We start from the raw sequence: 24,480 nt of genomic DNA on the forward strand, positions 1-24,480 counted from the left end.
CCTCCCCCGCGCGCCTATACTTGCCTTCTACCGAACAGGGACATGCCATGACCATCACCCGCCGCACCGCCGCTACCACACTGGTTGCCCTGGCCGCCCTGCCCCTCGCCACCCGGGCCCAGAGCAGGCCAGACAAAAAGGAAGCCGCCCCCATGTACGGATTGATCGGAAAAATGCGCGCCCATCCGGGCCAGCGCGATGCCCTCATCGCCATCCTGCTGGAGGGCACGGCCGCCATGCCGGGCTGCCTCAGCTATGGCATCGCCAAGGACAAGCTCGATGCCGACGCGCTGTGGATCACCGAGACCTGGGTCGACCAGGACAGCCACAAGGCCTCGCTGTCGCTGCCCGCGGTGCAGGCGGCAATCGCCAAGGGACGTCCGCTGATCGCCGGCTTCGGCGAGCGCTTCGAGACCGAGCCGGTGGGCGGCCACGCCACCATGTCCAAGAAATCCGCGTAGCGTTCAGGCCGCGGTGGGCGCCCCGGCAAAGGGCCGCGCGTCAAGCGGAATGTCGATGACGAAGGCGGTGCCGTCTTCGAGGGAACTGGACATCATCACGCTGCCTCCATGGGCTTCGGCCACGCGCCGCACATAAGGCAGTCCCACGCCCCAGCCTTCGCCATTGCGCTCGGCCAGGCCCTGGTTGCCGGCGCGGCGGTACAGCTGGAAGATGCTCTCGCTGTCTTCCGGCGCGATCGGCGGGCCCTGGTTATACACCATCAGCTGCACCCGCTCGACCGTGGTCGATACCGTCACCTGGATCTGTGCCTCGTGGTCGCCGTACTTGATCGCATTGTTGACCAGGTTTTCGACGGCGCGCCGGATCGCCTCGCCGCACCACCAGCCTTCGAGCGGCTCCGCATCGATCGCCAGCGCGATGGGGTGGAAAGCTTCGGCCGACTGGACAACGTCGCGCACCAGCGCCGCCAGGTCGACACGGTCGATCTGCAGCGTCACCTTGCCGGTCTTGCAGAAGGCAATGCGGTCGAGCAGCTCGCGCGTCATGCCGTCGATGCGCTGGGTGCTGGCCACGATCTTGTCGGCGAAGCGGCGCGCGTTCGGATCCTGCGAAGTATGGTTGATCATCTCGGCCGCCATCTGGGCCGTGGACAGGGGCGTGCGCAGGTCGTGCGCCATCGCGGCGACGAACTGCTCGCGCAGGGCGGCCTGCACCACGGTGAAGGCGTTTGCGCTCTCGCGGATGGTGGCGTCGATGTGGGCGAACAGCGTGGTGCGCTGCCCTTCGTCCAGCAGCACGCCGTGATGGGCCAGTTCGCGGAACAGGACGTTGCGGAAGATCTGCATCTCGTGGATGACGGCGGTGGCGTCGTAGCTCGTCATGCGCGCACGTTCGCCGCCATGCTCGCTGGCGAGCGCGCCGAGGTCGGTGAGCAGGCGCGCCGAATGGCCCGGGGTAAGCAGCGCGGCCAGGGTGTCGAAGTAGGCCGGCAGGGTGTTCTCGGCGATCGGCGGGGCCAGTTCCCGCGCCTGCGGCACCACGGCGCGTACCTCGCTTATCCAGGCGTCGATGATGAGGCGGCGCAAGGCCACCATCGCCCGCGTGACGGGCGACAAATCGGGATCGTCCGGGGACAGGTGTCCGGTCAGGTTGGCGCTCATCGGGAAAGCGGTCGCGTTGTCAAATTAGAACGTGACCCCAGTCTACACGACGGTCTTTACAGGCGGCGCGTGAATGCCGCCCGCCGCATTCATCAGCTCAACTTATAGATGATGATGCCCTATAAGCAAAGCTTCTGAATGGCTCAGTGGCCCGACTTCAGGTAGTCCATGTACTTGGCGACGCCCGTGGCCACGTCGGTGAAGGGTTCCTGGTAGCCGGCGGCGCGCAGCGCGCCGATATCGGCCTGGGTGAAGCTCTGGTACTTGCCCTTCAGCTTGTCCGGGAACGGGATGTATTCGAGCAGGCCCTTGTCCACGATCTGCGCCAGCGTGAGCGGCGCATTGCCCTCGTTGGCGAGCGCATTCACCGTGGCCACCGCCAGGTCGTTGAAGGGCTGGGCGCGGCCGGTGCCGAGGTTGAAAATGCCGCGCTTGTCCGGATGATCGAGGAAGAACAGGTTGACCTTGACCACGTCTTCCACGTAGATGAAGTCGCGCATCTGGGTGCCGGCCTCATAGCCTTCGTTGGCGCCGAACAGCTTGACCTTGCCCTCTTTCTGGAACTGGTGGTATTGGTGGAACGGGACCGAGGCCATCGTGCCCTTGTGTCCTTCCAGCGGACCGTACACGTTGAAGTAGCGCAGGCCCACCACCTGGCTGCCCTTGGCCATGCCGTGCTGCGCCCAGTAGCGGCGCATGTACTGGTCGAACAGGAACTTCGAATAGCCGTAGACGTTGAGCGGGCGCTCGTGCTGGCGCTCTTCCCTGAACACGCTGCCGCCGCCGTACACCGCGGCCGACGAGGCGTAGATGAAGGGAATACGCTCGCGCTGGCAGAACTCGAACAGCGCGATGGTGTACTCGTAGTTATTCTTCATCATGTAGCGGCCGTCGGTCTCCATGGTGTTGGAGCAGGCGCCCTGGTGCAGCACGGCGGAGAACTTGCCGTCGAATTCGCCGGCCTTCAGGCGCACGATGAAGTCTTCCTTATCGAGGTAGTCGGCCACTTCGGTGTCGACGATATTCAGGAATTTTTCCGGACGCGCCATGTTATCGACCGCAAACACGCTGAAGGGCTTGCGCTTCGACAGGGCGTGGACCAGGTTGGCTCCGATGAAGCCTGCTGCGCCAGTAACCAGTATCATTTTCTACCTCGTTTCAATAATCGTTCAGGCTGCGAGCATGGGCTGCAGCGGTTGCCACACATCCTTGGGCAGGATCTGCTTCATGCAGTTCTGGTGCCCCAGCGGACATTCGCGCTGCTGGCAGGGCGAGCACTCGATGTGCAGCCACAGGATCTTCGCCAGCTCGGACAGCGGCGGCGTATGGCGCGGGTCGGTCGGGCCGTAGATCGCCACCACCGGGCGGCGCAGCGCCGCGCCGATGTGCATCAGGCCGGAGTCGTTGGTGACCACCGCGGCGGCAATCGAGATCAACGCGATCGCCTCGCTCAGCGAGGTGGAACCGGCCAGGTTGTGCGCTTGCGGCACGATGGCGGTGATCTCGTCGCAGACGGCGCGGTCCTTCGGCGAGCCGAGCAGCAGGATCTGCGCGTCCGGCACATTCGCGCGGATAGTCTGCGCCAGCTCGGCGAAGTATGGCGCCGGCCAGCGCTTGGCCGGGCCGAATTCGGCGCCGGGCGCGAAGGCCACGTAGGTGCCGGCCGGCAGCTTCAAACGGGCGATGGCGGCGTCGGCCTCGCCCGGCGCGACCGACATTTCCGGCTCCGGCAATTTTTCCGGACGCGGCAGGTGGCGCACCGGCTCGTCGGCCAGCGCCTGGTAGAACTGCGCCATCGGGCGCGGCGCGGCCTTGTCGTCGTGGTGCATCACATTGACCAGGCCGTAGCGCATCTCGCCCTTGTAGCCGACGCGTTTCCTGATACCCGCCAGCCAGGGGATCAAGGCGAACTTGAGCGTGTTCGGCAGCACATAGGAGTCGGCATAGCCGCGCGCCTTGAGCATCCTGGCGAAGGCCTTGCGTTCCTTCCACTGCAGCGAACCATGCTTGAAGGGCGATTCGATGACCTCGTCCACTTCGCGCATGGCGCGCCAGACCGGCGCGACCCAGGTCGGCGCCAGCACGTCGATCGGCCGCTCGGGATGCTTTTCGCGCAGGCGGCGCAGCAGCGGCTGCGCCATGACGGCGTCGCCGATCCAGTTGGGGGAAATGACAAGCGTGCGCAACATGGGGCTTTCGTATTCCTGCAATGGTGATCCGCGATTATAACAATCGCTGCCGCCAGCCGGCGGGGGTGGCTTCCAGCCGGTGGGTCAGGCCGAGGCGCTCCAGGAAGACCTCGTCGTGCGAGACCACCACCAGGGCGCCTGCGTATTGCCGGAGCATGGCTTCCAGCGCCGCCAACGACGCCAGGTCGAGGTGGTTGCCCGGCTCGTCCAGCAGGAGCAGCCGGGCCGGCGGGTCGGCGTACAGGGCGCAGGCCAGCGCGGCCTTCAGGCGCTCGCCGCCGCTCAGCTGCCCGGTGGGCTGCGCCACCTGGCGGGCATCCAGGCCGATCTGCGCCAGGTAAGTGCGCAGCCGGTCCTGGCCCGTGCTCCGGTTCAGCCAGCAGCTGGTCGATCGTGCTGCGGCGTGGGTCGAGCGTGCCCAGGCGCTGGTCGAGCCAGGCGCAGGCATCGTCTCGCACGACGCGCCCCTTGCATGGCGCCAGCTCGCCCGCGATCACCTTCAGCAGGGTCGACTTGCCGCAGCCGTTCGGGCCGGTGATGCCGATGCGCTGCCGGCCGCTGACCACCAGGCTGATCGTGCGCAGGGCCGGAGCGGCGAACGGGAGTTCGACATCGGTCAGCTCGGCGACGCGGCGCTGGGCGGCGGCGGCGACCTGCGTCGCGTGCAGGCGCACGGCGCCGTCTTCGCGCAGGCCTTGCGCAGCCTCGCGCACGCGCTCGTGCAGCTGCCGGCGCACGTCCTCATGCTGCTGGCGCAGGCGGCCGTTGCTGTTTTCGCTGCGCTCCTTTTGCCGTCCCAGCAGGATCCTGGCCTGGTTGGCGGCCTTGCCCTCGCGGGCTCCTTGCGCCTGGCGGCGCTGCTGGCGTTCGTGTTGCTCGCGCATGGCGCGCTCCTCGCGCTGCAATGCCTGGCGCGCGTGGTCGACGTCGCGCAGGGCATTGGCCTGTTCGGCGGCGCGCGCCTCGGCATAGAAATCAACATTGCCGCCGTAGCTGCGCAGGCCCTGCGGCGAGAGCTCGACGATGCGCTGCATCTGGCCCAGCAGGGCGCGGTCGTGGCTGACCACGATCAGGCCGCGCCGCCAAGCGCGCAGCTGGGCCGCCAAGGCCTGGCGGCTCGGGCCGTCGAGGTGGTTGGTGGGCTCGTCGAGGATCAGGAAGTCCGCGTCGGAGAGCATGGCGCCCAGCAGCGCCACGCGCATCGCTTCGCCGCCGCTCAGCCGGCCGGCGGGCGTGGCGGCGCCAAGGTGGCCAAGGCCGGCCTGCTCGAGGGCGTGGCGCAGGCGCGCGGGCAGGTCCCAGCGTTCGCCGACCAGCGCGAAGTCGCTTTCTGCGATGCTGCCGGCGTCGATGCGCGCCAGGGCGTCGAACACGTCCTGCACACCGGCCAGCGTGGCCACCGTGCCTTCGCGCGCCTGGTCGACCTGCTGCGAGAGGTAGTGCACCCTGCCCTCGCGGATGCAGCGGCCGGAGGACGGCGCCAGTATGCCGGCCAGCAGCTGTGCCAGCACGCTCTTGCCGATGCCGTTGCGGCCGACCAGGCCGGTGTGGCGCGTATCAAATTGTTCAGTGAGCCCGGACAGCAGGGTGAGACCGTCGGGAAGAATGAAAGATGCGCTGTCGAGCGCCAGGTAAGGGTGCGTCATTGAACCTCCATGGATGCCGGAACTCCCCTGCTGTTGCGGGAAGGTGGGAAGAACTGGCCGTCAAGCAGACGGCGGCATCAATGGCGCATTGGACGACACCTCCAAAATGAATGTGTTGGAATGATAGCAAACTTCTGAGCCGGACAGCGATGCCTCCCGGGGCGCTGGTTATAATGTTGGCATGCCCCGCTCATCGACAAGCCAGGTCTTGCGTGCATGGATCGCCCTCGTGGCCTTCGTGTTCAGCCTGTTCGCGCCTGCGCTGTCGCATGCTTTCGCCCCGCCGCAATTTTTTGCGCACACAAGCGAAATCTGTACCGCGGCCGGCATGGTCATGATGCCCGTGCCCGATAGTCCGGAAAGGGCTCCGGGAGCGATGCCGGACATGACGCACTGCGACCTGTGCTGCTCGCACCATGCGCCGGTGCTGCTGCCCCCGACTCCCGACTTGCCGCCGCTTGCCGTCCTCCCGCGCGACAGCTATCCGCGACTCTTCTACCAGTCCCCATCCCTGCAGTTCGCGTGGACACCGGCGCAGTCACGGGCGCCGCCAAGCTTCTCCTGACCGCTCTCCCTTCGTACCGGTTCTGAATACCGGAAGACTCGCTATCGCGTGTGACCCGCCACGCCTGTGGCCTCACACGCCCAAGGAAACGCAATGAAGAAGCTCGCACTGACCCTGCTCGCGGCCGTCTCGCACGCCGCGCTCGCGCAGGACCTGGATGCCCCCATCAAACAGCTGGGTACCGTCACCATCACCGGCAACCGCCCCACCTCGCTGCCGACGCAGATCCCGACCACCATCGAAGGCATCACCCGCGCCGAGATCGAACGCACCGTCAACGCCACCGATTCGGAAGATGCCCTGAAATACCTTCCCAGCCTGCTGGTACGCAAGCGCTACATCGGCGACTACAACCACGCCGTGCTGTCGACCCGCGCTTCCGGGACCGGCAACAGCGCGCGCTCGATGGTGTACGCGGACGGCATCCTGCTGTCGAACTACCTCGGCAACGGCGCCAACTTCGCGCCGCGCTGGGGCATGGTCACGCCCGAGGAAATCGAGCGCGTGGACGTGCTATATGGGCCGTTCTCCGCTGCTTACGGCGGCAATTCGGTAGGCGCCGTGGTCGACTACGTGACGCGCATGCCGACCAAGTTCGAAGCGCATGCCAAGTTCGGTTTTACCCACCAGCCCTTCGACCTGTACGGCACGCACGAGCGCTACAACGGACGCCAGGCCAGCGCCTCGCTGGGTAACCGGGACGGGCGCTGGTCGTGGTTCATCGACGTGAACCGGAGCAGCAATGAAGGGCAGCCGCTGACCTTCCCTACCCGCTATCTGAGTGCCGGGGCGGCGCCGGGCGGCACGGCTGTTAGCGGGGCTGTCCTTGGGCAGGATCGCACTCGGCGTGCATGGTATCTGCTCGGCGCCGGGACGCAGTACGACACGGTGCAGGACCACCTGAAGGTGAAACTCGCCTACGACATCACGCCAACGCTGCGGGCCAGCTATACGCTCGGCGTGTGGCAGAACGATTCCGAGGGCCGGCCGACGTCCTACCTGCGCGACGGTCTCGGGGCGCCGGTGTACAGCGGCCGCATCGATATCGACGGGCGCGGCTACACCCTCGGCGCCACCGATTTCAATGCCTCGAACGAGCAGCTGCGCCACCTGATGCACGGGCTGTCGGTGAAGAGCCACAGCAAGGGAGTGTTCGACTGGGAGCTGGCGGCGAGCCTGTATGACTATGACGAAGACCAGCTGCGTGCGCCGACCACCTCCCTGCCCGGCGCGCTGAACGGTGGCGCGGGGCGGATCGTGGACATGTCGGGGACTGGCTGGAATACCTTCGCGGCCAAGGGCATCTGGCGGCCGTATGGTGTGGCGGGGGCGCATATCGTGGAATTCGGCTACCAGCGCGAGGCCTACAAGCTGGCCAGCATCGAGAATGCGACGGGTGACTGGCTGGGTGGGGCACGCGGTGCCCGTAATCAGGCGTTTTCGGGCCGCACCACGACGCAAGCCCTGTGGGGGCAGGACACCTGGAAGTTCACGCCGGACTGGAAGGCCGTGCTGGGTGTGCGGGTAGAACGCTGGCAGGCGCGGCATGGGCGGACCTCGAATGCGACTACCACTGTCGCGCATGGCGAACGCTCGGGCACTTACGTGTCGCCGAAGGCGGCGCTGGCCTGGCAGGTTCTGCCTTCCTGGGTGCTGAAGGCATCTGCCGGGCGCGCGGTGCGCATGCCGACGGTGTCGGAGCTGTACCAAGGGGGCATCAGCGGCAGCGGGACCTTGATCAACAATGATCCGAACCTGCAGCCGGAGCGGTCATGGACGGGAGAGCTGGGTGCGGAGCGCCAGCTCGAGAAGGGGCTGCTGCGGCTGACCGCGTTTGCGGAGCGGACCTCGGATGCGCTGTATTCGCAGACCAATGTGCTGGTGACGCCGAATGTGACCAATGTGCAGAATGTGGGGCGGATCGAGACCAAGGGGCTGGAGCTGGCCTATGACACGGACGATGTGGGGATGGATGGGCTTGATCTGCAGTCAAGCGTGACCTGGACGGATTCGGAAATTACGCGCAATGACAAGTTTCCGGCCAGTGTGGGCAAGTGGCAGCCGCGGATTCCGCGTTGGCGGGCGACTGGGGTGGCGACTTACCGTGTTGGCGAGCGGCTGGCGTACTCGCTGGCGGCGCGCTATTCGGGAAGGCAGTTCTCGACGCTGGATAATTCGGATCCGAATGGGTTTGCTTACCAGGGGGCGAGCAGGTACTTCACGGTGGATGGGCGGGTGACGTGGAAGCCGGTCAAGCGCTGGACTGTGGCGGTGGGGGTGGATAACCTGAACAACTACCAGTACTGGAATTTCCATCCGTATTCGCAGCGGACGTGGGTGGTGGAGGCGCGGTACGATCTATGATGGATGCGGGTGGACAATCCATTTAGTCCACCTGTAGTGTTCAGAGGTGGCCAATGTTGAAAACGCTCGAGCTCAAGTTGTATCAAGCAGGACCAGCGGCCGTCAAGTCTGTTGTCGTCAGCTTGACGTACTGCACGTTCAATGTGATTGCTTCGCTATACCTAAGCACAAAACTATCCCCATCAATTGGATAGAAGCGTTGGTCATTTAGGCTGTTATTGGTTTCGACTTCGGATTTCTTGTCGTTTTCGATACGGCGTCGCATGACATTTTCCAGGATCAACCGGTCGAGTTGGCCATCTTTGTCGAAGAAGAAGTCGTTCAGGATTCCGACGTAGAGGAAGGCTTCTTTAGCCACCTCAACGATAGCCGACACATATATCAGGTCCGGCTCGTCTTCCTTCTCAAAATCCGCTCCAGTTAGGAGGTAGTACCAAGGCGCGTCATAGAACCGAAAAATGGAACTAAGCCGCGCGCCTTCCCGATCCAGCCTGAACTTTGAAATGGTATTCCTCACGACAAGAGGAAGCAAATGTGCAGCCAGAAGAATAGAAACGAAATAACTTGCAACCCAACCGAACTCATTCCCGACCTGAGTAGTTGCAGTAGCTTGAGTTGGAGCGTGCGATGAGAGCAGGTTCATCAGCACGACAGGTTCAAATTGGTGATGGAAGAGTAAAGATGACAAGGCCAGCCAGATCGCATGCACGATGACTGCCCATAGAACGGCCTCAGCTGCTACACGTCCGAAGGGCGAGAAATCTAGCGATTCACTTTCAGCCTTTTTAAGACCACTACGGAAAATGAATCCAGGCAGAAGGACGACAAATAGGATTAGCGCAGGTAGTGCTAAATTCATGCTCGAGCAAAGACTCAGGCAACCTTGGCTGCCTTCGGAACCACTGTGGCTTGTACTTGAAGCGTACGCCCTCTGTCACCACGAACTACGAATTTCCCCGTAGCTGCTGCGTTAGGATTGACAGTGCCAGCAGGCTTGCTCAGCAAGAACTCCCGCAACTGGTTGCTGGCCCTAGGATCAGCCAGGAGTTGAGACGCCAGTTTGCTCTTGAGTGCTTTCATGGTTCTACTATGCCATAAATAATAAGCGTGTGCATCCGCTGTCGGATGTCGCTAAAGTAGATCATACGCACATTCGACCTGCGCCAAACGCTGTGTTGCTCGATTGGCAGAATACTAGGTCCATAGTGATAATGACAGTTAGAAGCAACAAAGCCCCTGTTCACAGGGGCTTTGAATTCTGGCGGAGAGAGGGGGATTCGAACCCCCGGTAGGCTATGAACCTACACACGCTTTCCAGGCGTGCGACTTAAACCACTCATCCATCTCTCCTGATGGGGTCTCGTGTGTCCACGAAGCCGCCTATTATAACAAGGATTCTCTGCTATACAAGACTGTTCTGGCAACAGTCATGCCGCAGCCTCACTCGGCCAGCGCCGACGCCACGGCCGCAGCACCTGCCGCACCGGGTTCACCTGCGTCCCAAGCTCGATCTCCCCCACCAGCCCGCGCCGCTTCAGGTGCCGCAGCGCCACCTGCACCGCCGACTTCGACAAGCCGGTCTTGACCGCAATCGTCTGCAGGCTCGCCGGCACCTGGTCGCGGCCCAGCGCCTCCGCACTGTGGAGCAGATAGAGATAGGCGACGAAGGCGGCAGGCCGGCGGTCATGCCCAACTAGATCCGGCATCAAGACCTCGAACACATACGCATCGAGCGAAGATTGGCGGGTAGTCATGAATACTATAGTCATTAAAATCACACTCAGCCGCGAGTCTGCCACGATAATGCTCGCCACCACAACCACAAGAATCCACCATGATCACTCAACTGAAATTCGTCAGCATCCCCGTCTCGGACCAGGACCGCGCCCTCGCCTTCTATACCGACAAGCTCGGCTTCGAGATTTCGACCGACCAACCGATGGGACCGGGAAAGCGCTGGATCGAGCTGCGTATCGCCTCGTCCGGCACGCGCGTCGTGCTGTTCACGATGGATGGTCAGGAAGACCGCATCGGTACTTTCTTCAACGGCGCCTTTGCCTGCGACAACGTGGAAGCGACCTACCGCCAGCTGAGCCAGCGCGGCGTCGAGTTCGTAGAGCCGCCGACTGTGCAGCCATGGGGTTCGTTCGCCAAGTTCAAGGACCCGGACGGCAATACCTTCGTGCTATCGTCTTCCTGAAAGAGCCGCGGACAGGAGAGCACCATGGAAATGAAGAAGATCAACGCCGGCAAGCTGCGCGCCATCGGCTATGACACGCGCGACCGCACCCTGCGCGTCGAATTCGACGACGGCAGCGCCATCGACTACGACGCCGTCGGCCTTGAAGTGTGGCGCAAGCTGTCGAGTTCCGGTTCTCCCTGGAGCTATTACCGCGACAACATCGAGGAAGAGTTCACTGGCCGCCGCGGCCGCGCCGCCGCCAATCCAGACAAGAAGGCCCTCGACCGCGAAGCCCTGATGAAAGCTTTTGGCGGCAATCCGGACGACGCCTGAATAAAAAAGCGCCACCCTGTCAAAACGGGACGGCGCTTTCAGGATCTTTCCGCGCCCGCCGATTCAGGCGGACGCGCCCGCCATCAGGCGGATTCCTTCAGCTGCTCCAGGATTGCCGGATTTTCCAGCGTCGACACGTCCTGGGTGATGTTCTCGCCCTTGGCCAGCACGCGCAGCAGGCGGCGCATGATCTTGCCGGAGCGGGTCTTCGGCAGGTTGTCGCCGAAACGGATTTCCTTCGGCTTGGCGATCGGGCCGATTTCCTTGCCCACCCAGTTGCGCAGTTCGGCCGCCAGCTTCTTGGCATCCTCGCCGCTCGGGCGTGCCTGTTTCAGCACGACGAAGGCGCAGATCGATTCGCCGGTGGTTTCGTCCGGCTTGCCCACCACCGCCGCTTCCGCGACCATCGGGTGCCCCACCAGCGCCGATTCGATTTCCATCGTGCCCATGCGGTGGCCCGACACGTTCAGCACGTCGTCGATACGGCCAGTGATGGTGAAATAGCCCGTGTCCTTGTTGCGCACCGCGCCGTCGCCGGCCAGGTAGTACTTGCCGCCCAGTTCGTCCGGGAAGTAGCTGGTGCGGAAGCGGTCCGGGTTGTTCCAGATCGTGCGGATCATCGACGGCCACGGACGTTTCACCACCAGGATGCCGCCCTGCCCGTTCGGCACGTCGTTGCCGGCTTCGTCCACGATCGCGGTCATGATGCCCGGCAGCGGCAGCGTGCACGAACCCGGCACCAGCGGGGTCGCGCCCGGCAGCGGGGTGATCATGTGGCCGCCGGTCTCGGTCTGCCAGAAGGTGTCGACGATCGGGCAGCGTTCCTGGCCGACGTTCTTGTAGTACCACATCCAGGCTTCCGGATTGATCGGCTCGCCCACCGAACCCAGCAGGCGCAGGCTCGACAGGTCGAAGTTCTTCGGGTGCACCTTCTCGTCCACGTCCGACGCTTTGATGAGCGAACGGATCGCGGTCGGGGCGGTGTAGAAGATCGAGACCTTGTGTTTGGCGATGGTTTCCCAGAAGCGGCCGGCGTGCGGGAAGGTCGGCACGCCTTCGAACACGATCTGGGTCGCGCCCACCGCGGTCGGGCCGTAGGTGATGTAGGTGTGGCCGGTGACCCAGCCGATGTCGGCGGTGCACCAGTAGACGTCGTCCGGCTTGATGTCGAAGGTCCACTTCATCGTCAGCGCGGCCCACAGCAGGAAGCCGCCGGTGGAGTGCTGGACGCCCTTCGGGGTGCCAGTCGAGCCCGAGGTGTAGAGGATGAACAGCGGATGCTCGGCGTCCACCCATTCCGGCTCGCACTCGCTTGATTGGTTGTCGACCAGCTCGTGCAGCCAGAGGTCGCGGCCCTCTTGGTAATTGATATTGCCGCCGGTGCGCTTGTAGACGATGACGTCGCGGATGCTGTCGCAGCCGCCCATCGCCAGCGCCTCGTCGACGATGGCCTTCAGCGGCAGCGACTTGCCGCCGCGCTGTTGCTCGTCGGCGGTGATAACGGCCACGGCGCCAGCGTCGATAATGCGTTCCTGCAGCGATTTCGCCGAGAAGCCGCCGAACACCACCGAGTGGGTGGCGCCGATGCGGGCGCAGGCCTGCATCGCGGTGACGCCTTCGATCGACATCGACATGTAGATGATGACGCGGTCGCCCTTCTTGATGCCGCGCGACTTCAGGCCGTTGGCGAACTTGCAGACGCGCTCGTGCAGCTCGCGGTAGGTCACGCGGGTGACCGTGCCGTCGTCCGCCTCGAAGATGATGGCGGTCTTGTCCGCGTTCCCGTTAGTCAGGTTGCGGTCGAGGCAGTTGTAGGACGCGTTCAGCTGGCCGTCGGCGAACCACTTGTAGAACGGCGCATTGGATTCGTCGAGGGTGCTGGTGAAGGGCTTCTGCCAGTCGATGTTCTCGCGCGCCAGGCGGGCCCAGAAGCCTTCGTAGTCGCTGGCGGCATCAAGGCACAGCTTTTCGTAGGCTTCCATGCCGGAAATGGCGGCCTTGGCGGCGAACTCGCTCGGTGGCGGGAACACACGGTTTTCCTGGAGGGTGAATTCTTCTTGCTGGGTCTCGTTCTCGGCCATGCTAGTCTCCATAGTTTAGTAAGTGTTTTACCGAACACCTTAGGGGCGCTCGCTTACTGAGCCCTTACATGGCTCCGCAAGCATGCCTTCTGCTGGAATGCCATTCTACCAACCTCGCCGCAAAGCGGCGAAGAACCCGCAAAGCCGTGCAAGCGGGTGTAGAATGCTCGGCTGTAATTTGTCCAGCATCCAGGAACCCAGATCCCGATGGCGCAGTTAATTCCCCCAAACGAAGCAAAAAAGCTCAGTCCGCTTAACAACCTGATTTTCGCCAGCCGCTGGCTGCAGCTGCCGCTGTACCTGGGGCTGATCCTGGCGCAGTGCGTCTACGTGTTCCACTTCTGGGTCGAGCTCAAGGACCTGATCGGCGCCGCATTAGGCAATGCCGCGTCGCTGGAGCACATCCTGGACGTCGTCACCGTCCCGGGCGCCGCGCGTCCGACCAAGCTGACCGAAACGACCATCATGCTGGTGGTGCTGGGCCTGATCGACGTGGTCATGATCTCGAACCTGCTCATCATGGTCATCGTCGGCGGCTACGAAACCTTCGTGTCGCGCATGCACCTCGAAGGCCACCCGGACCAGCCCGAATGGCTGTCCCACGTGAACGCCTCGGTACTCAAGACGAAACTGGCGATGGCGATCATCGGCATCTCGTCGATCCACCTGCTGAAGACCTTCATCAACGCGGCGAACTACAGCAACAACACGATGATGTTCCAGACCATCATCCACATCGCCTTCCTGCTGTCGGCGATGGCCATCGCCTACACCGACCGCATCGTCATGACCACGCATTCGAAACATTAATTACTCCTGATCGAGAAATCCATGGCAACCGTTATCACCCAGAGCGACCTCATCGAATCGGTCGCGGCAGCCCTCCAGTACATCAGCTACTACCACCCGGCCGACTATATCCAGCACCTGGCGCGCGCGTATGAGACCGAGCAAAGCCCGGCCGCGAAGGACGCGATCGCCCAGATCCTGACCAACTCGCGCATGTGCGCCGAGGGCAAGCGCCCGATCTGCCAGGACACCGGCATCGTCAATGTGTTCCTGAAGATCGGCATGGGCGTGCGCTTCGAAGGCTTCACCGGCACCGTCACCGACGCCGTCAACGAAGGCGTGCGCCGTGCCTATGGTTTCGAGGACAACAAGCTGCGCGCCTCGATCGTGGCCGACCCGCACTTCGAGCGCAAGAACACCAAGGACAACACCCCGGCCGTGGTCCACATGGAGCTGGTCGAGGGCGACACCGTCGACGTGAAGGTGGCGGCCAAGGGCGGCGGCTCGGAGAACAAGACCAAGTTCGTCATGCTGAATCCGTCCGACTCGCTGGTCGACTGGGTCATGAAGACCGTGCCGCTGATGGGCGCCGGCTGGTGCCCGCCGGGCATGCTGGGCATCGGCATCGGCGGCACCGCCGAGAAGGCGATGCTGATGGCGAAAGAGTCGCTGATGGACGACATCGACATGTACGAACTGAAGCAGCGCGGCCCGCAGAACAAGCTGGAAGAACTGCGTATCGAACTGTGCGACAAGATCAACGCGCTGGGCATCGGCGCCCAGGGCCTGGGCGGCCTGACCACCGTGCTGGACGTGAAGATCAACATGTACCCGACCCACGCGGCCTCCAAGCCGGTGGCGATGATCCCGAACTGCGCCGCCACCCGCCACGCCCACTTCGTGCTGGACGGCTCGGGTCCGGCCTACATCGAACCGCCGGCGCTGTCCACCTGGCCGGAAGTGCACTGGACCCCGGACACCGAGAAGTCCAAGCGCGTCGACCTGAACACCCTGACGAAAGAAGAAGTCGCCTCGTGGAAGCCGGGCCAGACCCTCTTGCTCAACGGCAAGATGCTGACCGGCCGCGACGCCGCGCACAAGCGCATCCAGGACATGCTGTCCAAGGGCGAGCAGCTGCCGGTGGACTTCACCAACCGCGTGATCTACTACGTCGGCCCGGTCGACCCCGTGGGCAATGAAGTCGTCGGCCCGGCAGGCCCGACGACCGCGACCCGCATGGACAAGTTCACCGACATGATGCTGGAGAAGACCGGCCTGATCTCGATGATCGGCAAGGCCGAGCGCGGCCCGGCGGCGATCGAATCGATCCAGAAGCACAAGTCGGCCTACCTGATGGCGGTCGGCGGCTCGGCCTACCTGGTCTCCAAGGCGATCAAGTCGGCCAAGGTGGTCGGTTTCGAGGACCTGGGCATGGAAGCGATCTACGAGTTCGACGTGACCGACATGCCGGTCACGGTGGCCGTCGATTCGACCGGCACCTCGGTGCACACCACCGGTCCGAAGGAATGGTCGGCCAAGATCGAGTCGCTGAAGGGCATCCCGGTCACCACCGCCTGATTGAATCGCGCGGGCGGATCAATCGATACGCCCGCGTTTTCAACCATGACCACACCCACCCTCTTCCCTGGCGCCCCGGTCGGCATCTTCGACTCGGGCGTCGGCGGCTTTTCGGTACTGCGCCACATCCAGGCGCAGCTGCCGAACGAACACCTCCTGTATTTCGCCGATTCCGGCTTTGCTCCCTACGGCGACAAGCCGGAAGACGTCGTCATCGAGCGCGTGCTCGGCATCGCCGCCTTCCTGGTGTCGCGTGGCGTCAAGGCGCTGGTGGTGGCCTGCAATACCGCCACCGTCGCCGCCGTGCGCATCCTGCGCGAGCGCTATCCCGACATGCCGATCGTCGGCGTCGAGCCAGGCCTGAAACCCGGCGCAGCCAGCACCCGCAACGACACCGTCGGCGTTCTGGCCACCGAACGCACCCTCGCCGGCAAAAAATTCCTGCTGCTGCGCGACCAGATCGTCGAAGCGACCGGCGCGCGCTTTCTGCTACAAGCCTGCGTGGGCCTGGCCGACCAGATCGAATTCGGCGAACCGGGCGCACCGGCGCTGGATGCGATGCTGGAACGCTACATCGCCCCGCTGCTGGCCCAGGGCGCCGACACCCTGGTGCTCGGCTGCACCCACTATCCGCTGGTGCAGGCCTCGATCGAGCGTGTCATCCGCCGGCATACCGATGCCGAGGTGACGCTGATCGACACCGGCGACGCCGTGGCGCGCCAGCTGGCGCGCCTGCTCGAGGCCGCGGGGCTGCTGCGCCCAGCCGGGGGCGAGGCTGCGCACCTGGAAGGATTTACCAGCGCCAGCGGCACCGCCCTGGGCGCCGCTTTCGCCAGCCTGCTGGGGCAAAATCCGCCCGTGCACGAGGTCGCGATCGGCGCGACGCTCTCGAACCCGGCAGGCACGCACATTTAGACTTGCCAGTTCGGGAAGCGCTTTGTATAATCTTGTTCTGTCTCGGAAACAGCGAGACAAGCAGTAAGACAGTGGTGGCTGTAGCTCAGTTGGTAGAGTCCAGGATTGTGATTCCTGTCGTCGTGGGTTCGAGTCCCATCAGCCACCCCAAGAATTCGGCAAAAAGGCCTACATGTTCCGGATGTAGGCCTTTTTTGTTTTCCGCGCGTCCAAAGGACGTCCGGGCCTGGTTACACGCCGTTTGCCGCTCGACATTTCCAGGCACCATGGCTATCCTCAGGGCTCCGGCAATCCTGTCACGCAAGTGGCGCCCCTGATGACGCAAGTGCACCCGGCCCCGACTCCCATCACCAGCCTCACGGCCAAGAAGCGCCCAGCCGTCCTTTATACGATCCGCCTGCTGCTGCTGTTCTGCCTGCTCCTGGTCGCCGCCCAGGTCTGGAGCGCCTGGAGCGCGCGCCAGAGCCGCCTGGACGAGCATGCGGCCGCCACCTCGAACATGGCCAAGGCCCTCGCGGCCCAGGCCGAGAGCACGGTGCGGATCGTCGAAACGGTGCTGGCCGGCGTGGTCGAGCGGGTCGAGCATGACGGCGTGGCGCTGGCCGCGAGCGACCGCCTGCGCTCCCACATGCGCAACATGGTGCTGCAGGTGAAGGAACTGCACAGCCTGTCCATGTATGACGCGGACGGCAACTGGCTGGTCTCCTCGGTCGAACGTCCGCTCTCCGGCAGCTATGCCCACCGCGACTATTTCCAGTTCCACCTGAATAATCGCAGCCGCAACGCCTACATCGGCAAGCCGTTTCGCAGCAGCCTGAACGGCGTGTGGCTGCTGCCGGTGTCGCGCCGCCTCGACCACCCCGACGGCAGCTTTGCCGGGGTGGCGCTGGGCGCCATCCAGATCGCCTACTTCGCCGAACTGTACGAAAGCTTCGACGTCGGGCAGGAAGGCGTGGTCATGCTGGCACGCGACGACGGCACCCTGATCTATCGCCGGCCCTTCAACGAGAAGCTGATCGCCACCAGCATTGCCGATGGGCCGGTGTTCACGATGTACCGCTCCTCGGGCCCGGTCGGCACCGCCATGCTGCGCTCCAGGATCGACCGCGTCGTGCGCCTGTACAGCTACCGCCACCTGGACACACTGCCCCTGATCGTCGCGACCGCGCAATCCAAGAAGGAGATCCTGGCCGAGTGGGAGCAGTCGACCCTCTTCATGACCGGCGCCACCGTGCTGGTGGTGCTGCTGCTGGCCGGCGTCGGCGCGCGCCTGGTGCGCCAGATCATGATCCGCGACCAGCTCGAGGCCGAGCTGCGCATGGCGGAGGAGCACCTGCAGGAGCGCAACCAGGAACTGATGGTGCTGGCGACCCGCGACGGCCTGACCGGCCTGGCGAACCGCCGCCATTTCGAGGAGACGCTGCGCCTCGAACTCAAGCGCGCCGGGCGCACCGGGGCGCCGCTGTCGCTGGTGCTGCTGGACGTCGATTTCTTCAAGAAGTACAACGACCACTACGGCCACGTGGCCGGCGACGACTGCCTGCGCCAGGTGGCGGCGGCCCTGCGCGGCGGCCTGGCCCGTCCCACCGACCTGGCGGCCCGCTACGGCGGCGAAGAGTTCGCCGTCATCCTGCCCGCAACCGGGCAGGTCGGCGCGCGCTACGTGGCCGAGCGCCTGCGCCTGGCCGTCATGGATCTCGGGATCGCGCATGCCGCGAATCCCCCCGGCCTGGTGACCATCAGCGCCGGCGCCTGCACCTTCCAGGGCAAGCCGGGCGAGGACGACGATCCGGATGCCTTCGTGCGGCAGGCCGACGCCCTGCTCTACCGCGCCAAGGCCGAGGGCCGCAACCGGGTTGCGACCGATCCCGGCAATACCGGCGCGGCCCCGCCCGAGTTCACCATATAAAAAAAACCGCCTGCGGTGCAGGCGGTTTCGTGGCGGAGCCGGAAAGGCTTAGTAGCGGTTCGGGTTGTTCGGGCGGGCGTCGTAGCGGTTCGGGACGCCGTCGCGGTCACGGTCGCGGCGCGCCATGCGGTGGTCGTCGCGGACCCAGCCGCCGCGGTCCATGTACCAGCCCTTACGGTCCTGGCGCCACACCGGCTGCTGGTAGACATAGCCGGCACGCACCCGCTCGTAGTGGCCGCGTTCCCACACGTAGCGGCGGCCGTTCCAGTTCCAGTAGCCCGGCACCCATACTTCGCCGCGGCGGGCGGCGGGGATGCTCTCGTGGCGCAGCGGCGGCGGCGCCTTGTGCACCACGATCACTTCGGTGCGGCCCTGGGCCTGCGCCTGGACCGGCGCGAAGGCTGCGGCACTGATCAGGACAGCTGCGGTAGCGGCAAGAATCGTTTTCATGGTACTTCTCCTTTCGGTTGGTGTTGGAACCACTATAGCCAGCCTCGACCGCACACGGGAGAAATGAAAAACCTGCTTACACTCGAAACATGCTGCCACGAAAATGTAACCGAGGGTATAAATCGGGATAGGGGCGGCCAAATCTGGCCGGCCCCTCCCACACCACCCGGCATGCGGGTCCGCACCGGGCGGTTGGAACGGTTGAGGTCGCGATGCCAACCCGCGCGTCGCGCCTGCTTTCATCTGTGTCCAACCCGGTCGATTGAGTTCTTCACTGTCGGAGGAAGCGTCGGCTTCACCTTAGCCTCCAGTTGACGAGCCCCGTTACCGGGCATCTGAAGCATTCCCAATCGAATGGTCGAGCAGATTCCAGCTCCCATTCCTTCGGTCCTTCAGCACCAGTCTTTAGCCTCGCCGGCCATACCAGCACCTACTACGACCTCTGCTGACTTCTCGCTCCGGCTTGCGCGTTCCGGTTGCCATTGGCAACCGTCACCCCTTTCAGGCACAAGGCGAGATCTCCTCAGGTAAGAACGCACTCCTTCCCTGCACAACCGCCGGATTTACGCCACCTCGCTTTGACCACAAGAGCTTCGCGGAATGTTGCCCGCTCGCCCTGCTCGGCACCGCCTTCTATCCGGTTCTTGTCCATCGGCTCGCAGTTTCGATCCACACTTCCTCCCCACGCTCGGTCACCCTCACGCAGTTGTGCTTCACTTCGCTCACTGTGGTCAGCTCACGGCGGGACTTTCACCCACAAGAGTGCGCTCATGCTGAGCGCACAACAAAACAGCCGGCGCAAGGCCGGCTGCTTGTGAAGGGAAGAAAACCCGATCAGTCCAGCTTCCAGGCATAGTCGACCTTGGTCCAGGTCGCAGCCGGCGCGCCGTCCTTGGTGCCCGGCTTGAACTTGCACGAGGACAGGCCTTTCAGGGCCGCCTTGTCCAGGTTCTTGAAACCGCTCGACTTTTCCAGCTTCGACTCGGTCACGGTGCCGTCGGCGCTGACCAGGAACGATGCCGAGGTGGTGCCCTGCTCTTCGTTCATCAGCGAGGCCTTCGGGTATTCGACCGCGCATTTCTTCGGGTCGAACGATGCCGGCACTTCGGCAGCGAAGGTGGCGCCGGCGGCGGTGGCGAGGGTCATTGCAGCGATCAGTTTCACGGTCAGGTTTTTCATGGTTTCCCCAAAAGGTTTTTGTTTAAGTTGCGCCGGTCCGGGGACCGGCGCTCTTCTCTCTTAGAATTCTTCCCACTCGTCGCTGGCGACGGTGGCGGCTTTCTTGGCTTTAGGAGCCGGTGCGGCCGGTGCATCTTCCTTCGCCGCAGCCGGGGCTGCGGCAGGCTTTTTCACTGCCGGCTTTTTGAGGGCCGGAGCCGGACGCTTGGCGGCGGCCGGACGCACCACTACCGCGGTGCTGGTGGCCGCGACAGCTGGTGCCGCCTCGGCCTGGTACTGCTCGCCCTCGCTCAGCTTGAAGATGCTGACGACGCGGGCCAGTTCGCCTGCCTGGTCCTGCAGGCTCTGCGCGGCGGCAGCGGCCTCTTCCACCAGGGCGGCGTTCTGCTGGGTCATGCTGTCCATCTCGATGATCGACAGATTGACCTGTTCGATGCCGGCGCTCTGCTCGGCGCTGGCGTTGGCGATTTCGCTCATGATGTCGGTCACGCGCTTCACGCTCGTCACTACTTCATCCATCGTCACGCCGGCCTGGCCGACCAGCTTGCTGCCGCGCTCGACCTTCTCGACGGAGTCGCCGATCAGGGTCTTGATCTCTTTTGCCGCCGCAGCCGAACGCTGGGCCAGGTTGCGCACTTCCGATGCCACGACCGCGAAGCCGCGGCCCTGTTCGCCGGCACGGGCCGCTTCCACCGCGGCATTCAGCGCCAGGATGTTGGTCTGGAAAGCGATGCCGTCGATCACGCCGATGATGTCCGAGATCTTGCTCGCCGAGCTGTTGATCTCGCCCATGGTGCCCACCACCTGCGACACCACTTCGCCACCCTTGCGGGCCACGTCCGAGGCGGTCGCGGCCAGGGCGTTGGCCTGACGGGCGTTGTCCGCGTTCTGCTTGACGGTCGAGGTCAGTTGTTCCATGGCCGAGGCGGTCTTTTCCAGCGAGCTGGCCTGCAGTTCGGTACGCGAGGACAGGTCGATGTTGCCGGCCGCGATTTCACGCGAGGCGGTACCGATGGTTTCGGTGCCGCGGCGCACCTGCTGGACGATGCCGACCAGGCTGTTGCGCATTTCCTTCATTTCCACCAGCAGGCTGCCGCGGTCCGATTCTTCGGTTTCGATCGCCACGGCCAGGTCGCCGTGGGCGATACTGGCGGCGATCTGCGCGGTGTAGGCCGGCTCGCCGCCCAGCTGCTTGCGCAGGCTGCGCGAGATCACCCAGGCTGCGGCCACGCCCATGGCGACGGCGGCGACCAGCATGATGATCATGAAGTTACGGGCATTCTCGAATTCCGCCTGGGCATCGGTCTTGCTCTGGGCGTTCTGCTTCTCTTCCAGCGCGGCCAGCTGGTCCAGCGCGTCGGTCCACTTCTTCTGCACCGGACGCACTTCGCGGATCATGACGCGGGTGGCGTCCATCGCGTTGTTGGCCAGGTACAGTTCCGACGCCTTCAGGATGGCCGGCATGGCCAGGCCTTCGGATTCCTTGATCTGGGCCAGCAGGGCTTTTTCCTTGTCGCTGGCGTGGGCGGCGAACAGTGCCGACAGCTTCTTCTGGGCTTCCTCGTACTTGCGGGTCTGTTCCTTGAACTTGACCATTTCCGGTTCCATGTCGGCCGGATCGGTCATCAGGGTCAGCACGCGCAGCGACGCGATGCGGTCGCTCACGTTGTTGCGCATCTCGATGACCAGGCCGGTCGAGACGTTGCTCACGCTGACGACCTTGTCGAGGCGATCCTGGATCTGCGCCATGCGCAGGATGCCGACCACCGTCACGGCGATCAGCAGCACCAGCACCAGTGCGAAACCGAGCGCGAGGCGGGTACCGACCTTCAAGTTATTCAAAAAAGCCATTTTTCCTGTTCATCCCTGTATCTATTGATCGAAATTCGCCCGGATTCTTGCGCCGTGCGACGCGTGTCACAAGCCGTTCATGCGCCTATGATATTTCCAAGAGGATAAATCAAAAGTTCCACCCGGAAAGTTGGAAATCGACTGTAACATCCGAACTGTTTCAGCTCAACAACAGAGTTGATGTTCATCAACGCGTAGGGAGCGGAAGAAATTATGCTTCCAGACTTTCCATACGGCAAGTCCTTACTAGTTATCTATACAATTTGAACAACAAACTGTAGTTATTTTCCGACAGGAAATTAAAAAGGCGTACCGAAGTACGCCTTTTTCAAGAGAGAAACGCTGTGTCAGGCTGCAGCCGGCATGCGCGCGGCAGCCTCCAGCAGCAGGGCCGGATCGGCGCCGGCCAGTTTCTTGGGATCGGACAGCAGCTGGCGGAAGGCGCGCGCGCCCGGCAGGCCGGTCATGATGCCCAGCATGTGGCGCGTGATGCTGTTCAGCTTCAGTCCATGCTGGCCGTACAGGCGCAGCTGCTCGGCGATGTAGGGAATCATGGCTTCCAGCACCTGCACCCGGGTTTTCGGCGGCGCCGCCTCGTCACCGTAGAACAGCCGGTCCCAGGACGCCATGACCCAGGGGTTGTGGTAGGCCTCGCGGCCCAGCATGACCCCGTCCACGTGCTCCAGGTGCAGGGCGATTTCCGCGTCGGTCTTGATGCCGCCGTTGATGATGATTTCCAGTTCCGGGAACTCGCGCTTGAGCTGGTAGGCCACTTCGTAGCGCAGCGGCGGGATCTCGCGGTTTTCCTTCGGCGACAGGCCCTTCAGCACGGCATTTCGGGCATGTACGATGAAGGTCCGGCAACCGGCATCGGCGATGGTGCCGATGAAATCGCGGACAAAGCCGTATTCCTCGTTGTAGTCGATGCCGATCCGGTGCTTGACGGTGACGTCGATCGAGACCGCGTCGCGCATCGCCTTGACGCAGTCGGCCACCAGCTTCGGCTCCCCCATCAGGCAGGCCCCGAAGGCGCCCTTCTGCACCCGCTCGGACGGGCAGCCGCAGTTCAGGTTGATCTCCTCGTAGCCCCACTGCTCGCCCAGCTTCGCGCTTTTCGCCAGATCAAGCGGGTCGCTGCCGCCCAGCTGCAGGGCGACCGGGTGCTCCACCCCGTCGTAGCGCAGGTGGCGCTCGACGTCGCCGTAGACCAGGGCGCCGGTGGTGACCATTTCTGTATACAGCCAGGTGTGGCGGGTGATCTGGCGGTGGAAGACGCGGCAGTGGCGGTCGGTCCAGTCCATCATGGGGGCGACCGACAGGCGGCGGGCGGGGAGATCAAAAGTCGGAGCGGTTGTCACTTGTGTAAGCCAGGGAAAGTCTCAAGTCCGCAATGATAACGATTTCTGCGCCTGGCAGTGCAGACGCGACTATCTCATGACACGGTGACCACATGAAAAAATATTTCCTTATGGAACTTAATCGCAGCGAATTGATGGTCGCCTTGAGCTTGTGAGGGCAAATCGCCCGATCACCCCTAGGAGTTAACGATGCTGAGCCTTCACACCAACAACGCCGCCCTGTCGGCACAGAATTCGCTGTCGCGTACCCAGAGCACGCTGTCGACCTCGATGACCCGCCTGTCGACGGGCTTCCGCATCAACTCGGCCATGGACGACGCGGCCGGACTGCAGATCGCTACCCGCCTGAAAGCCCAGACCAGCGGCATGAGCGTGGCCATGCGCAATACCCAGAATTCGATCTCGATGATGCAGACCGCCGAAGGCGCGCTCGACGAAGTCACCAACATCCTGACCCGCATGAAGGACCTGGCGACCCAGTCCGCCGACGGATCGTCGTCGACCGCCGACCGCACTGCGATGCAGTCCGAGTTCACTTCGCTGACCGATGAGCTGAGCAATATCGTCAAGAACACCAGCTTCGGCGGCACCGGCCTGCTGAACAACACCACTGGTGCGCTGGGCAAGTTCGCTGCCTCGATCGACTTCCAGATCGGCGCGTCCAAGGACGAAAAGATGACGCTGAACATCGGCGCTAATGTCACCACCATGCACACCGACATCCAGCTTGCCGCTCTCGGCTTCAACGGCGGCATGGCGATCGGCACTGCCACCGACAAAGGCAAGGAAATCACCGAGCTGGCCGCAAATGACGGTCTGGGCGCCTCCAGGGCCAACGCCACCATCGACCGGCTCAAGACCGCGATCGAAAGCGTCAGCACCGTGCGTTCGGCCATCGGCGCCGCCGCCAACCGCCTCGATCACGTGCACAACAACCTGGCCAACATCAGCACCAACACCAAGAACGCCACCGGCCGCATCATGGACGTCGATTTCGCCACCGAGAGCGCGACAATGACCTCGAACCAGATGCTGATGCAGGCTGGTACTGCGATGCTGAAGCAGTCGAACAGCATGTCCTCGATGGTTATGTCGCTGCTGCAATAATTACAGAGACATAAATCGGGATAGGGGTAGTCAGCATGCTGACCGCCCCCTCCCACACCACCCGGCATGCGGGTCCGCACCGGGCGGTTCGAGTAGTTGAGGTTAAGTGAGGCGAGGCATGCCAAGACGCTCAAAGTAGCCAATCGTCAGGACGTTGTTCAGGGCAAGCCTGCTGTTGCGCCACCAGCTGCGGTTGTTCCCCGCAACCAGAGCAGCGACTTTCGGCGTTGCCCCCCAACTTTCGCAGCTCTCGATAGATGGTAGGCCCACATCGCCACTGTTTCAGGTGAATTGCACGTAGGCGGTGGCGCATCCATTTGTCCAGCTCTCGCAGGGCAGTCGGGGTTTGCGCCAGTCCGAAA

Annotated in this window: 21 protein-coding genes, 2 tRNA genes and 1 pseudogene; 11 read left to right on the plus strand and 13 right to left on the minus strand. The window is 63.7% G+C overall.

Annotation, left to right across the window (positions count from 1 at the left end; genetic code table 11):
* Positions 1 to 47: 47 nt before the first annotated feature.
* Positions 48 to 461 (plus strand): putative quinol monooxygenase, encoded by a 414-nt coding sequence (locus YWC_RS0119345; RefSeq protein ID WP_084416493.1) that lies wholly within the window; start codon positions 48 to 50, stop codon positions 459 to 461.
* A 3-nt stretch (positions 462 to 464) separates the two neighbouring features.
* On the opposite strand, the gene YWC_RS0119350 is transcribed toward YWC_RS0119345, so the two are convergent.
* The 4 genes and pseudogenes from YWC_RS0119350 to YWC_RS30060 form a co-directional block, all read right to left on the minus strand.
* The gene (locus tag YWC_RS0119350) at positions 465 to 1,622 is read right to left on the minus strand and encodes a sensor histidine kinase (RefSeq protein WP_027866868.1); all 1,158 of its coding nucleotides are present in this window, start codon (positions 1,620 to 1,622) and stop codon (positions 465 to 467) included.
* A 143-nt stretch (positions 1,623 to 1,765) separates the two neighbouring features.
* Positions 1,766 to 2,767: an ADP-glyceromanno-heptose 6-epimerase gene (gene rfaD / locus YWC_RS0119355; RefSeq protein ID WP_027866869.1), complete on the minus strand. Its 1,002-nt coding sequence runs from the start codon at positions 2,765 to 2,767 to the stop codon at positions 1,766 to 1,768.
* Between the two features lie 24 nt (positions 2,768 to 2,791).
* Entirely contained in the window at positions 2,792 to 3,811 is a 1,020-nt protein-coding gene (gene waaF, locus YWC_RS0119360; protein WP_027866870.1) for a lipopolysaccharide heptosyltransferase II, read from the minus strand.
* Between the two features lie 34 nt (positions 3,812 to 3,845).
* A pseudogene (locus YWC_RS30060) lies at positions 3,846 to 5,457 on the minus strand (ABC-F family ATP-binding cassette domain-containing protein).
* A 181-nt stretch (positions 5,458 to 5,638) separates the two neighbouring features.
* On the opposite strand from YWC_RS30060, the gene YWC_RS0119375 reads away from it, so the two are divergent.
* Together YWC_RS0119375 and YWC_RS0119380 are read left to right on the plus strand one after the other, a co-directional pair.
* Positions 5,639 to 6,022, plus strand: a complete 384-nt coding sequence (locus YWC_RS0119375; protein ID WP_027866873.1) for a DUF2946 domain-containing protein — start codon at positions 5,639 to 5,641, stop codon at positions 6,020 to 6,022.
* 93 nt (positions 6,023 to 6,115) lie between these two features.
* Entirely contained in the window at positions 6,116 to 8,386 is a 2,271-nt protein-coding gene (locus YWC_RS0119380; RefSeq protein ID WP_027866874.1) for a TonB-dependent receptor, read from the plus strand.
* A gap of 82 nt (positions 8,387 to 8,468) precedes the next feature.
* Here the strand turns inward: YWC_RS0119380 and YWC_RS32950 are convergent, their stop codons facing one another.
* The 3 genes from YWC_RS32950 to YWC_RS0119395 all read right to left on the minus strand — a co-directional run bounded on the left by YWC_RS32950 (position 8,469) and on the right by YWC_RS0119395 (position 10,140).
* The gene (locus YWC_RS32950) at positions 8,469 to 9,245 is read right to left on the minus strand and encodes a hypothetical protein (RefSeq protein ID WP_156923808.1); all 777 of its coding nucleotides are present in this window, start codon (positions 9,243 to 9,245) and stop codon (positions 8,469 to 8,471) included.
* A gap of 400 nt (positions 9,246 to 9,645) precedes the next feature.
* Positions 9,646 to 9,736, minus strand: a tRNA-Ser gene (locus YWC_RS0119390).
* A 77-nt stretch (positions 9,737 to 9,813) separates the two neighbouring features.
* Positions 9,814 to 10,140, minus strand: coding sequence for a helix-turn-helix domain-containing protein (locus tag YWC_RS0119395; protein WP_027866875.1), 327 nt, complete (start codon positions 10,138 to 10,140; stop codon positions 9,814 to 9,816).
* An 80-nt stretch (positions 10,141 to 10,220) separates the two neighbouring features.
* On the opposite strand from YWC_RS0119395, the gene YWC_RS0119400 reads away from it, so the two are divergent.
* Both YWC_RS0119400 and YWC_RS0119405 read left to right on the plus strand, forming a co-directional pair.
* Positions 10,221 to 10,586 carry a VOC family protein gene (locus YWC_RS0119400; RefSeq protein ID WP_027866876.1) on the plus strand — a complete coding sequence of 122 codons (366 nt, stop codon included), beginning with the start codon at positions 10,221 to 10,223 and terminating at the stop codon, positions 10,584 to 10,586.
* 24 nt (positions 10,587 to 10,610) lie between these two features.
* On the plus strand, positions 10,611 to 10,901 hold the full coding sequence (locus YWC_RS0119405) for a KTSC domain-containing protein (RefSeq protein ID WP_027866877.1): 291 nt from the start codon (positions 10,611 to 10,613) through the stop codon (positions 10,899 to 10,901).
* An 83-nt stretch (positions 10,902 to 10,984) separates the two neighbouring features.
* Here YWC_RS0119405 and acs read toward each other — a convergent pair whose 3' ends face one another.
* A complete protein-coding gene (acs, locus tag YWC_RS0119410; RefSeq protein WP_027866878.1) occupies positions 10,985 to 12,982 on the minus strand; it encodes an acetate--CoA ligase in 1,998 nt (665 codons plus the stop codon).
* A gap of 207 nt (positions 12,983 to 13,189) precedes the next feature.
* Here acs and YWC_RS0119415 point away from each other — a divergent pair, with 207 nt between their 5' ends.
* From YWC_RS0119415 to YWC_RS30070, 5 genes are all read left to right on the plus strand, one after another.
* Positions 13,190 to 13,792 carry a TIGR00645 family protein gene (locus YWC_RS0119415; RefSeq protein WP_027866879.1) on the plus strand — a complete coding sequence of 201 codons (603 nt, stop codon included), beginning with the start codon at positions 13,190 to 13,192 and terminating at the stop codon, positions 13,790 to 13,792.
* A 21-nt stretch (positions 13,793 to 13,813) separates the two neighbouring features.
* Positions 13,814 to 15,349, plus strand: a complete 1,536-nt coding sequence (locus tag YWC_RS0119420; RefSeq protein WP_027866880.1) for a fumarate hydratase — start codon at positions 13,814 to 13,816, stop codon at positions 15,347 to 15,349.
* 45 nt (positions 15,350 to 15,394) lie between these two features.
* A complete protein-coding gene (gene murI / locus YWC_RS0119425) occupies positions 15,395 to 16,264 on the plus strand; it encodes a glutamate racemase (RefSeq protein ID WP_027866881.1) in 870 nt (289 codons plus the stop codon).
* A 74-nt stretch (positions 16,265 to 16,338) separates the two neighbouring features.
* A tRNA-His gene (locus tag YWC_RS0119430) sits at positions 16,339 to 16,414 on the plus strand.
* 166 nt (positions 16,415 to 16,580) lie between these two features.
* Complete coding sequence (locus YWC_RS30070) at positions 16,581 to 18,173, plus strand: sensor domain-containing diguanylate cyclase (RefSeq protein WP_051306585.1); 1,593 nt, start codon at positions 16,581 to 16,583, stop codon at positions 18,171 to 18,173.
* Between the two features lie 48 nt (positions 18,174 to 18,221).
* Here the strand turns inward: YWC_RS30070 and YWC_RS0119440 are convergent, their stop codons facing one another.
* The 4 genes from YWC_RS0119440 to dusA form a co-directional block, all read right to left on the minus strand.
* Entirely contained in the window at positions 18,222 to 18,623 is a 402-nt protein-coding gene (locus YWC_RS0119440; RefSeq protein WP_027866882.1) for a YXWGXW repeat-containing protein, read from the minus strand.
* 834 nt (positions 18,624 to 19,457) lie between these two features.
* On the minus strand, positions 19,458 to 19,802 hold the full coding sequence (locus tag YWC_RS0119445; RefSeq protein ID WP_027866883.1) for an energy transducer TonB: 345 nt from the start codon (positions 19,800 to 19,802) through the stop codon (positions 19,458 to 19,460).
* Positions 19,803 to 19,862: 60 nt separating this feature from the next.
* Positions 19,863 to 21,635 (minus strand): methyl-accepting chemotaxis protein, encoded by a 1,773-nt coding sequence (locus YWC_RS0119450; protein ID WP_027866884.1) that lies wholly within the window; start codon positions 21,633 to 21,635, stop codon positions 19,863 to 19,865.
* A gap of 365 nt (positions 21,636 to 22,000) precedes the next feature.
* Positions 22,001 to 23,011: a tRNA dihydrouridine(20/20a) synthase DusA gene (dusA, locus tag YWC_RS0119455; protein ID WP_027866885.1), complete on the minus strand. Its 1,011-nt coding sequence runs from the start codon at positions 23,009 to 23,011 to the stop codon at positions 22,001 to 22,003.
* Between the two features lie 189 nt (positions 23,012 to 23,200).
* Here dusA and YWC_RS0119460 point away from each other — a divergent pair, with 189 nt between their 5' ends.
* Complete coding sequence (locus tag YWC_RS0119460) at positions 23,201 to 24,118, plus strand: flagellin N-terminal helical domain-containing protein (RefSeq protein ID WP_027866886.1); 918 nt, start codon at positions 23,201 to 23,203, stop codon at positions 24,116 to 24,118.
* 130 nt (positions 24,119 to 24,248) lie between these two features.
* On the opposite strand, the gene YWC_RS33820 is transcribed toward YWC_RS0119460, so the two are convergent.
* Positions 24,249 to 24,431 (minus strand): hypothetical protein, encoded by a 183-nt coding sequence (locus YWC_RS33820; RefSeq protein WP_443093622.1) that lies wholly within the window; start codon positions 24,429 to 24,431, stop codon positions 24,249 to 24,251.
* Positions 24,432 to 24,480: the final 49 nt, after the last annotated feature.

The organism is Massilia alkalitolerans DSM 17462 (assembly GCF_000427785.1).
GTDB classification, from domain to species: Bacteria; Pseudomonadota; Gammaproteobacteria; order Burkholderiales; family Burkholderiaceae_D; genus Telluria; species Telluria alkalitolerans.

Bases quoted from the DNA above. Each gene is read 5' to 3' on its own strand.
- YWC_RS0119345 (WP_084416493.1), top strand. From the start codon at position 48: ATGACCATCACCCGCCGCACCGCCGCTACCACACTGGTTGCCCTGGCC.
- YWC_RS0119350 (WP_027866868.1), bottom strand. From the start codon at position 1,622: ATGAGCGCCAACCTGACCGGACACCTGTCCCCGGACGATCCCGATTTG.
- rfaD (WP_027866869.1), bottom strand. From the start codon at position 2,767: ATGATACTGGTTACTGGCGCAGCAGGCTTCATCGGAGCCAACCTGGTC.
- waaF (WP_027866870.1), bottom strand. From the start codon at position 3,811: ATGTTGCGCACGCTTGTCATTTCCCCCAACTGGATCGGCGACGCCGTC.
- YWC_RS0119375 (WP_027866873.1), top strand. From the start codon at position 5,639: ATGCCCCGCTCATCGACAAGCCAGGTCTTGCGTGCATGGATCGCCCTC.
- YWC_RS0119380 (WP_027866874.1), top strand. From the start codon at position 6,116: ATGAAGAAGCTCGCACTGACCCTGCTCGCGGCCGTCTCGCACGCCGCG.
- YWC_RS32950 (WP_156923808.1), bottom strand. From the start codon at position 9,245: ATGAATTTAGCACTACCTGCGCTAATCCTATTTGTCGTCCTTCTGCCT.
- YWC_RS0119395 (WP_027866875.1), bottom strand. From the start codon at position 10,140: ATGACTACCCGCCAATCTTCGCTCGATGCGTATGTGTTCGAGGTCTTG.
- YWC_RS0119400 (WP_027866876.1), top strand. From the start codon at position 10,221: ATGATCACTCAACTGAAATTCGTCAGCATCCCCGTCTCGGACCAGGAC.
- YWC_RS0119405 (WP_027866877.1), top strand. From the start codon at position 10,611: ATGGAAATGAAGAAGATCAACGCCGGCAAGCTGCGCGCCATCGGCTAT.
- acs (WP_027866878.1), bottom strand. From the start codon at position 12,982: ATGGCCGAGAACGAGACCCAGCAAGAAGAATTCACCCTCCAGGAAAAC.
- YWC_RS0119415 (WP_027866879.1), top strand. From the start codon at position 13,190: ATGGCGCAGTTAATTCCCCCAAACGAAGCAAAAAAGCTCAGTCCGCTT.
- YWC_RS0119420 (WP_027866880.1), top strand. From the start codon at position 13,814: ATGGCAACCGTTATCACCCAGAGCGACCTCATCGAATCGGTCGCGGCA.
- murI (WP_027866881.1), top strand. From the start codon at position 15,395: ATGACCACACCCACCCTCTTCCCTGGCGCCCCGGTCGGCATCTTCGAC.
- YWC_RS30070 (WP_051306585.1), top strand. From the start codon at position 16,581: ATGACGCAAGTGCACCCGGCCCCGACTCCCATCACCAGCCTCACGGCC.
- YWC_RS0119440 (WP_027866882.1), bottom strand. From the start codon at position 18,623: ATGAAAACGATTCTTGCCGCTACCGCAGCTGTCCTGATCAGTGCCGCA.
- YWC_RS0119445 (WP_027866883.1), bottom strand. From the start codon at position 19,802: ATGAAAAACCTGACCGTGAAACTGATCGCTGCAATGACCCTCGCCACC.
- YWC_RS0119460 (WP_027866886.1), top strand. From the start codon at position 23,201: ATGCTGAGCCTTCACACCAACAACGCCGCCCTGTCGGCACAGAATTCG.
- YWC_RS33820 (WP_443093622.1), bottom strand. From the start codon at position 24,431: ATGCGCCACCGCCTACGTGCAATTCACCTGAAACAGTGGCGATGTGGG.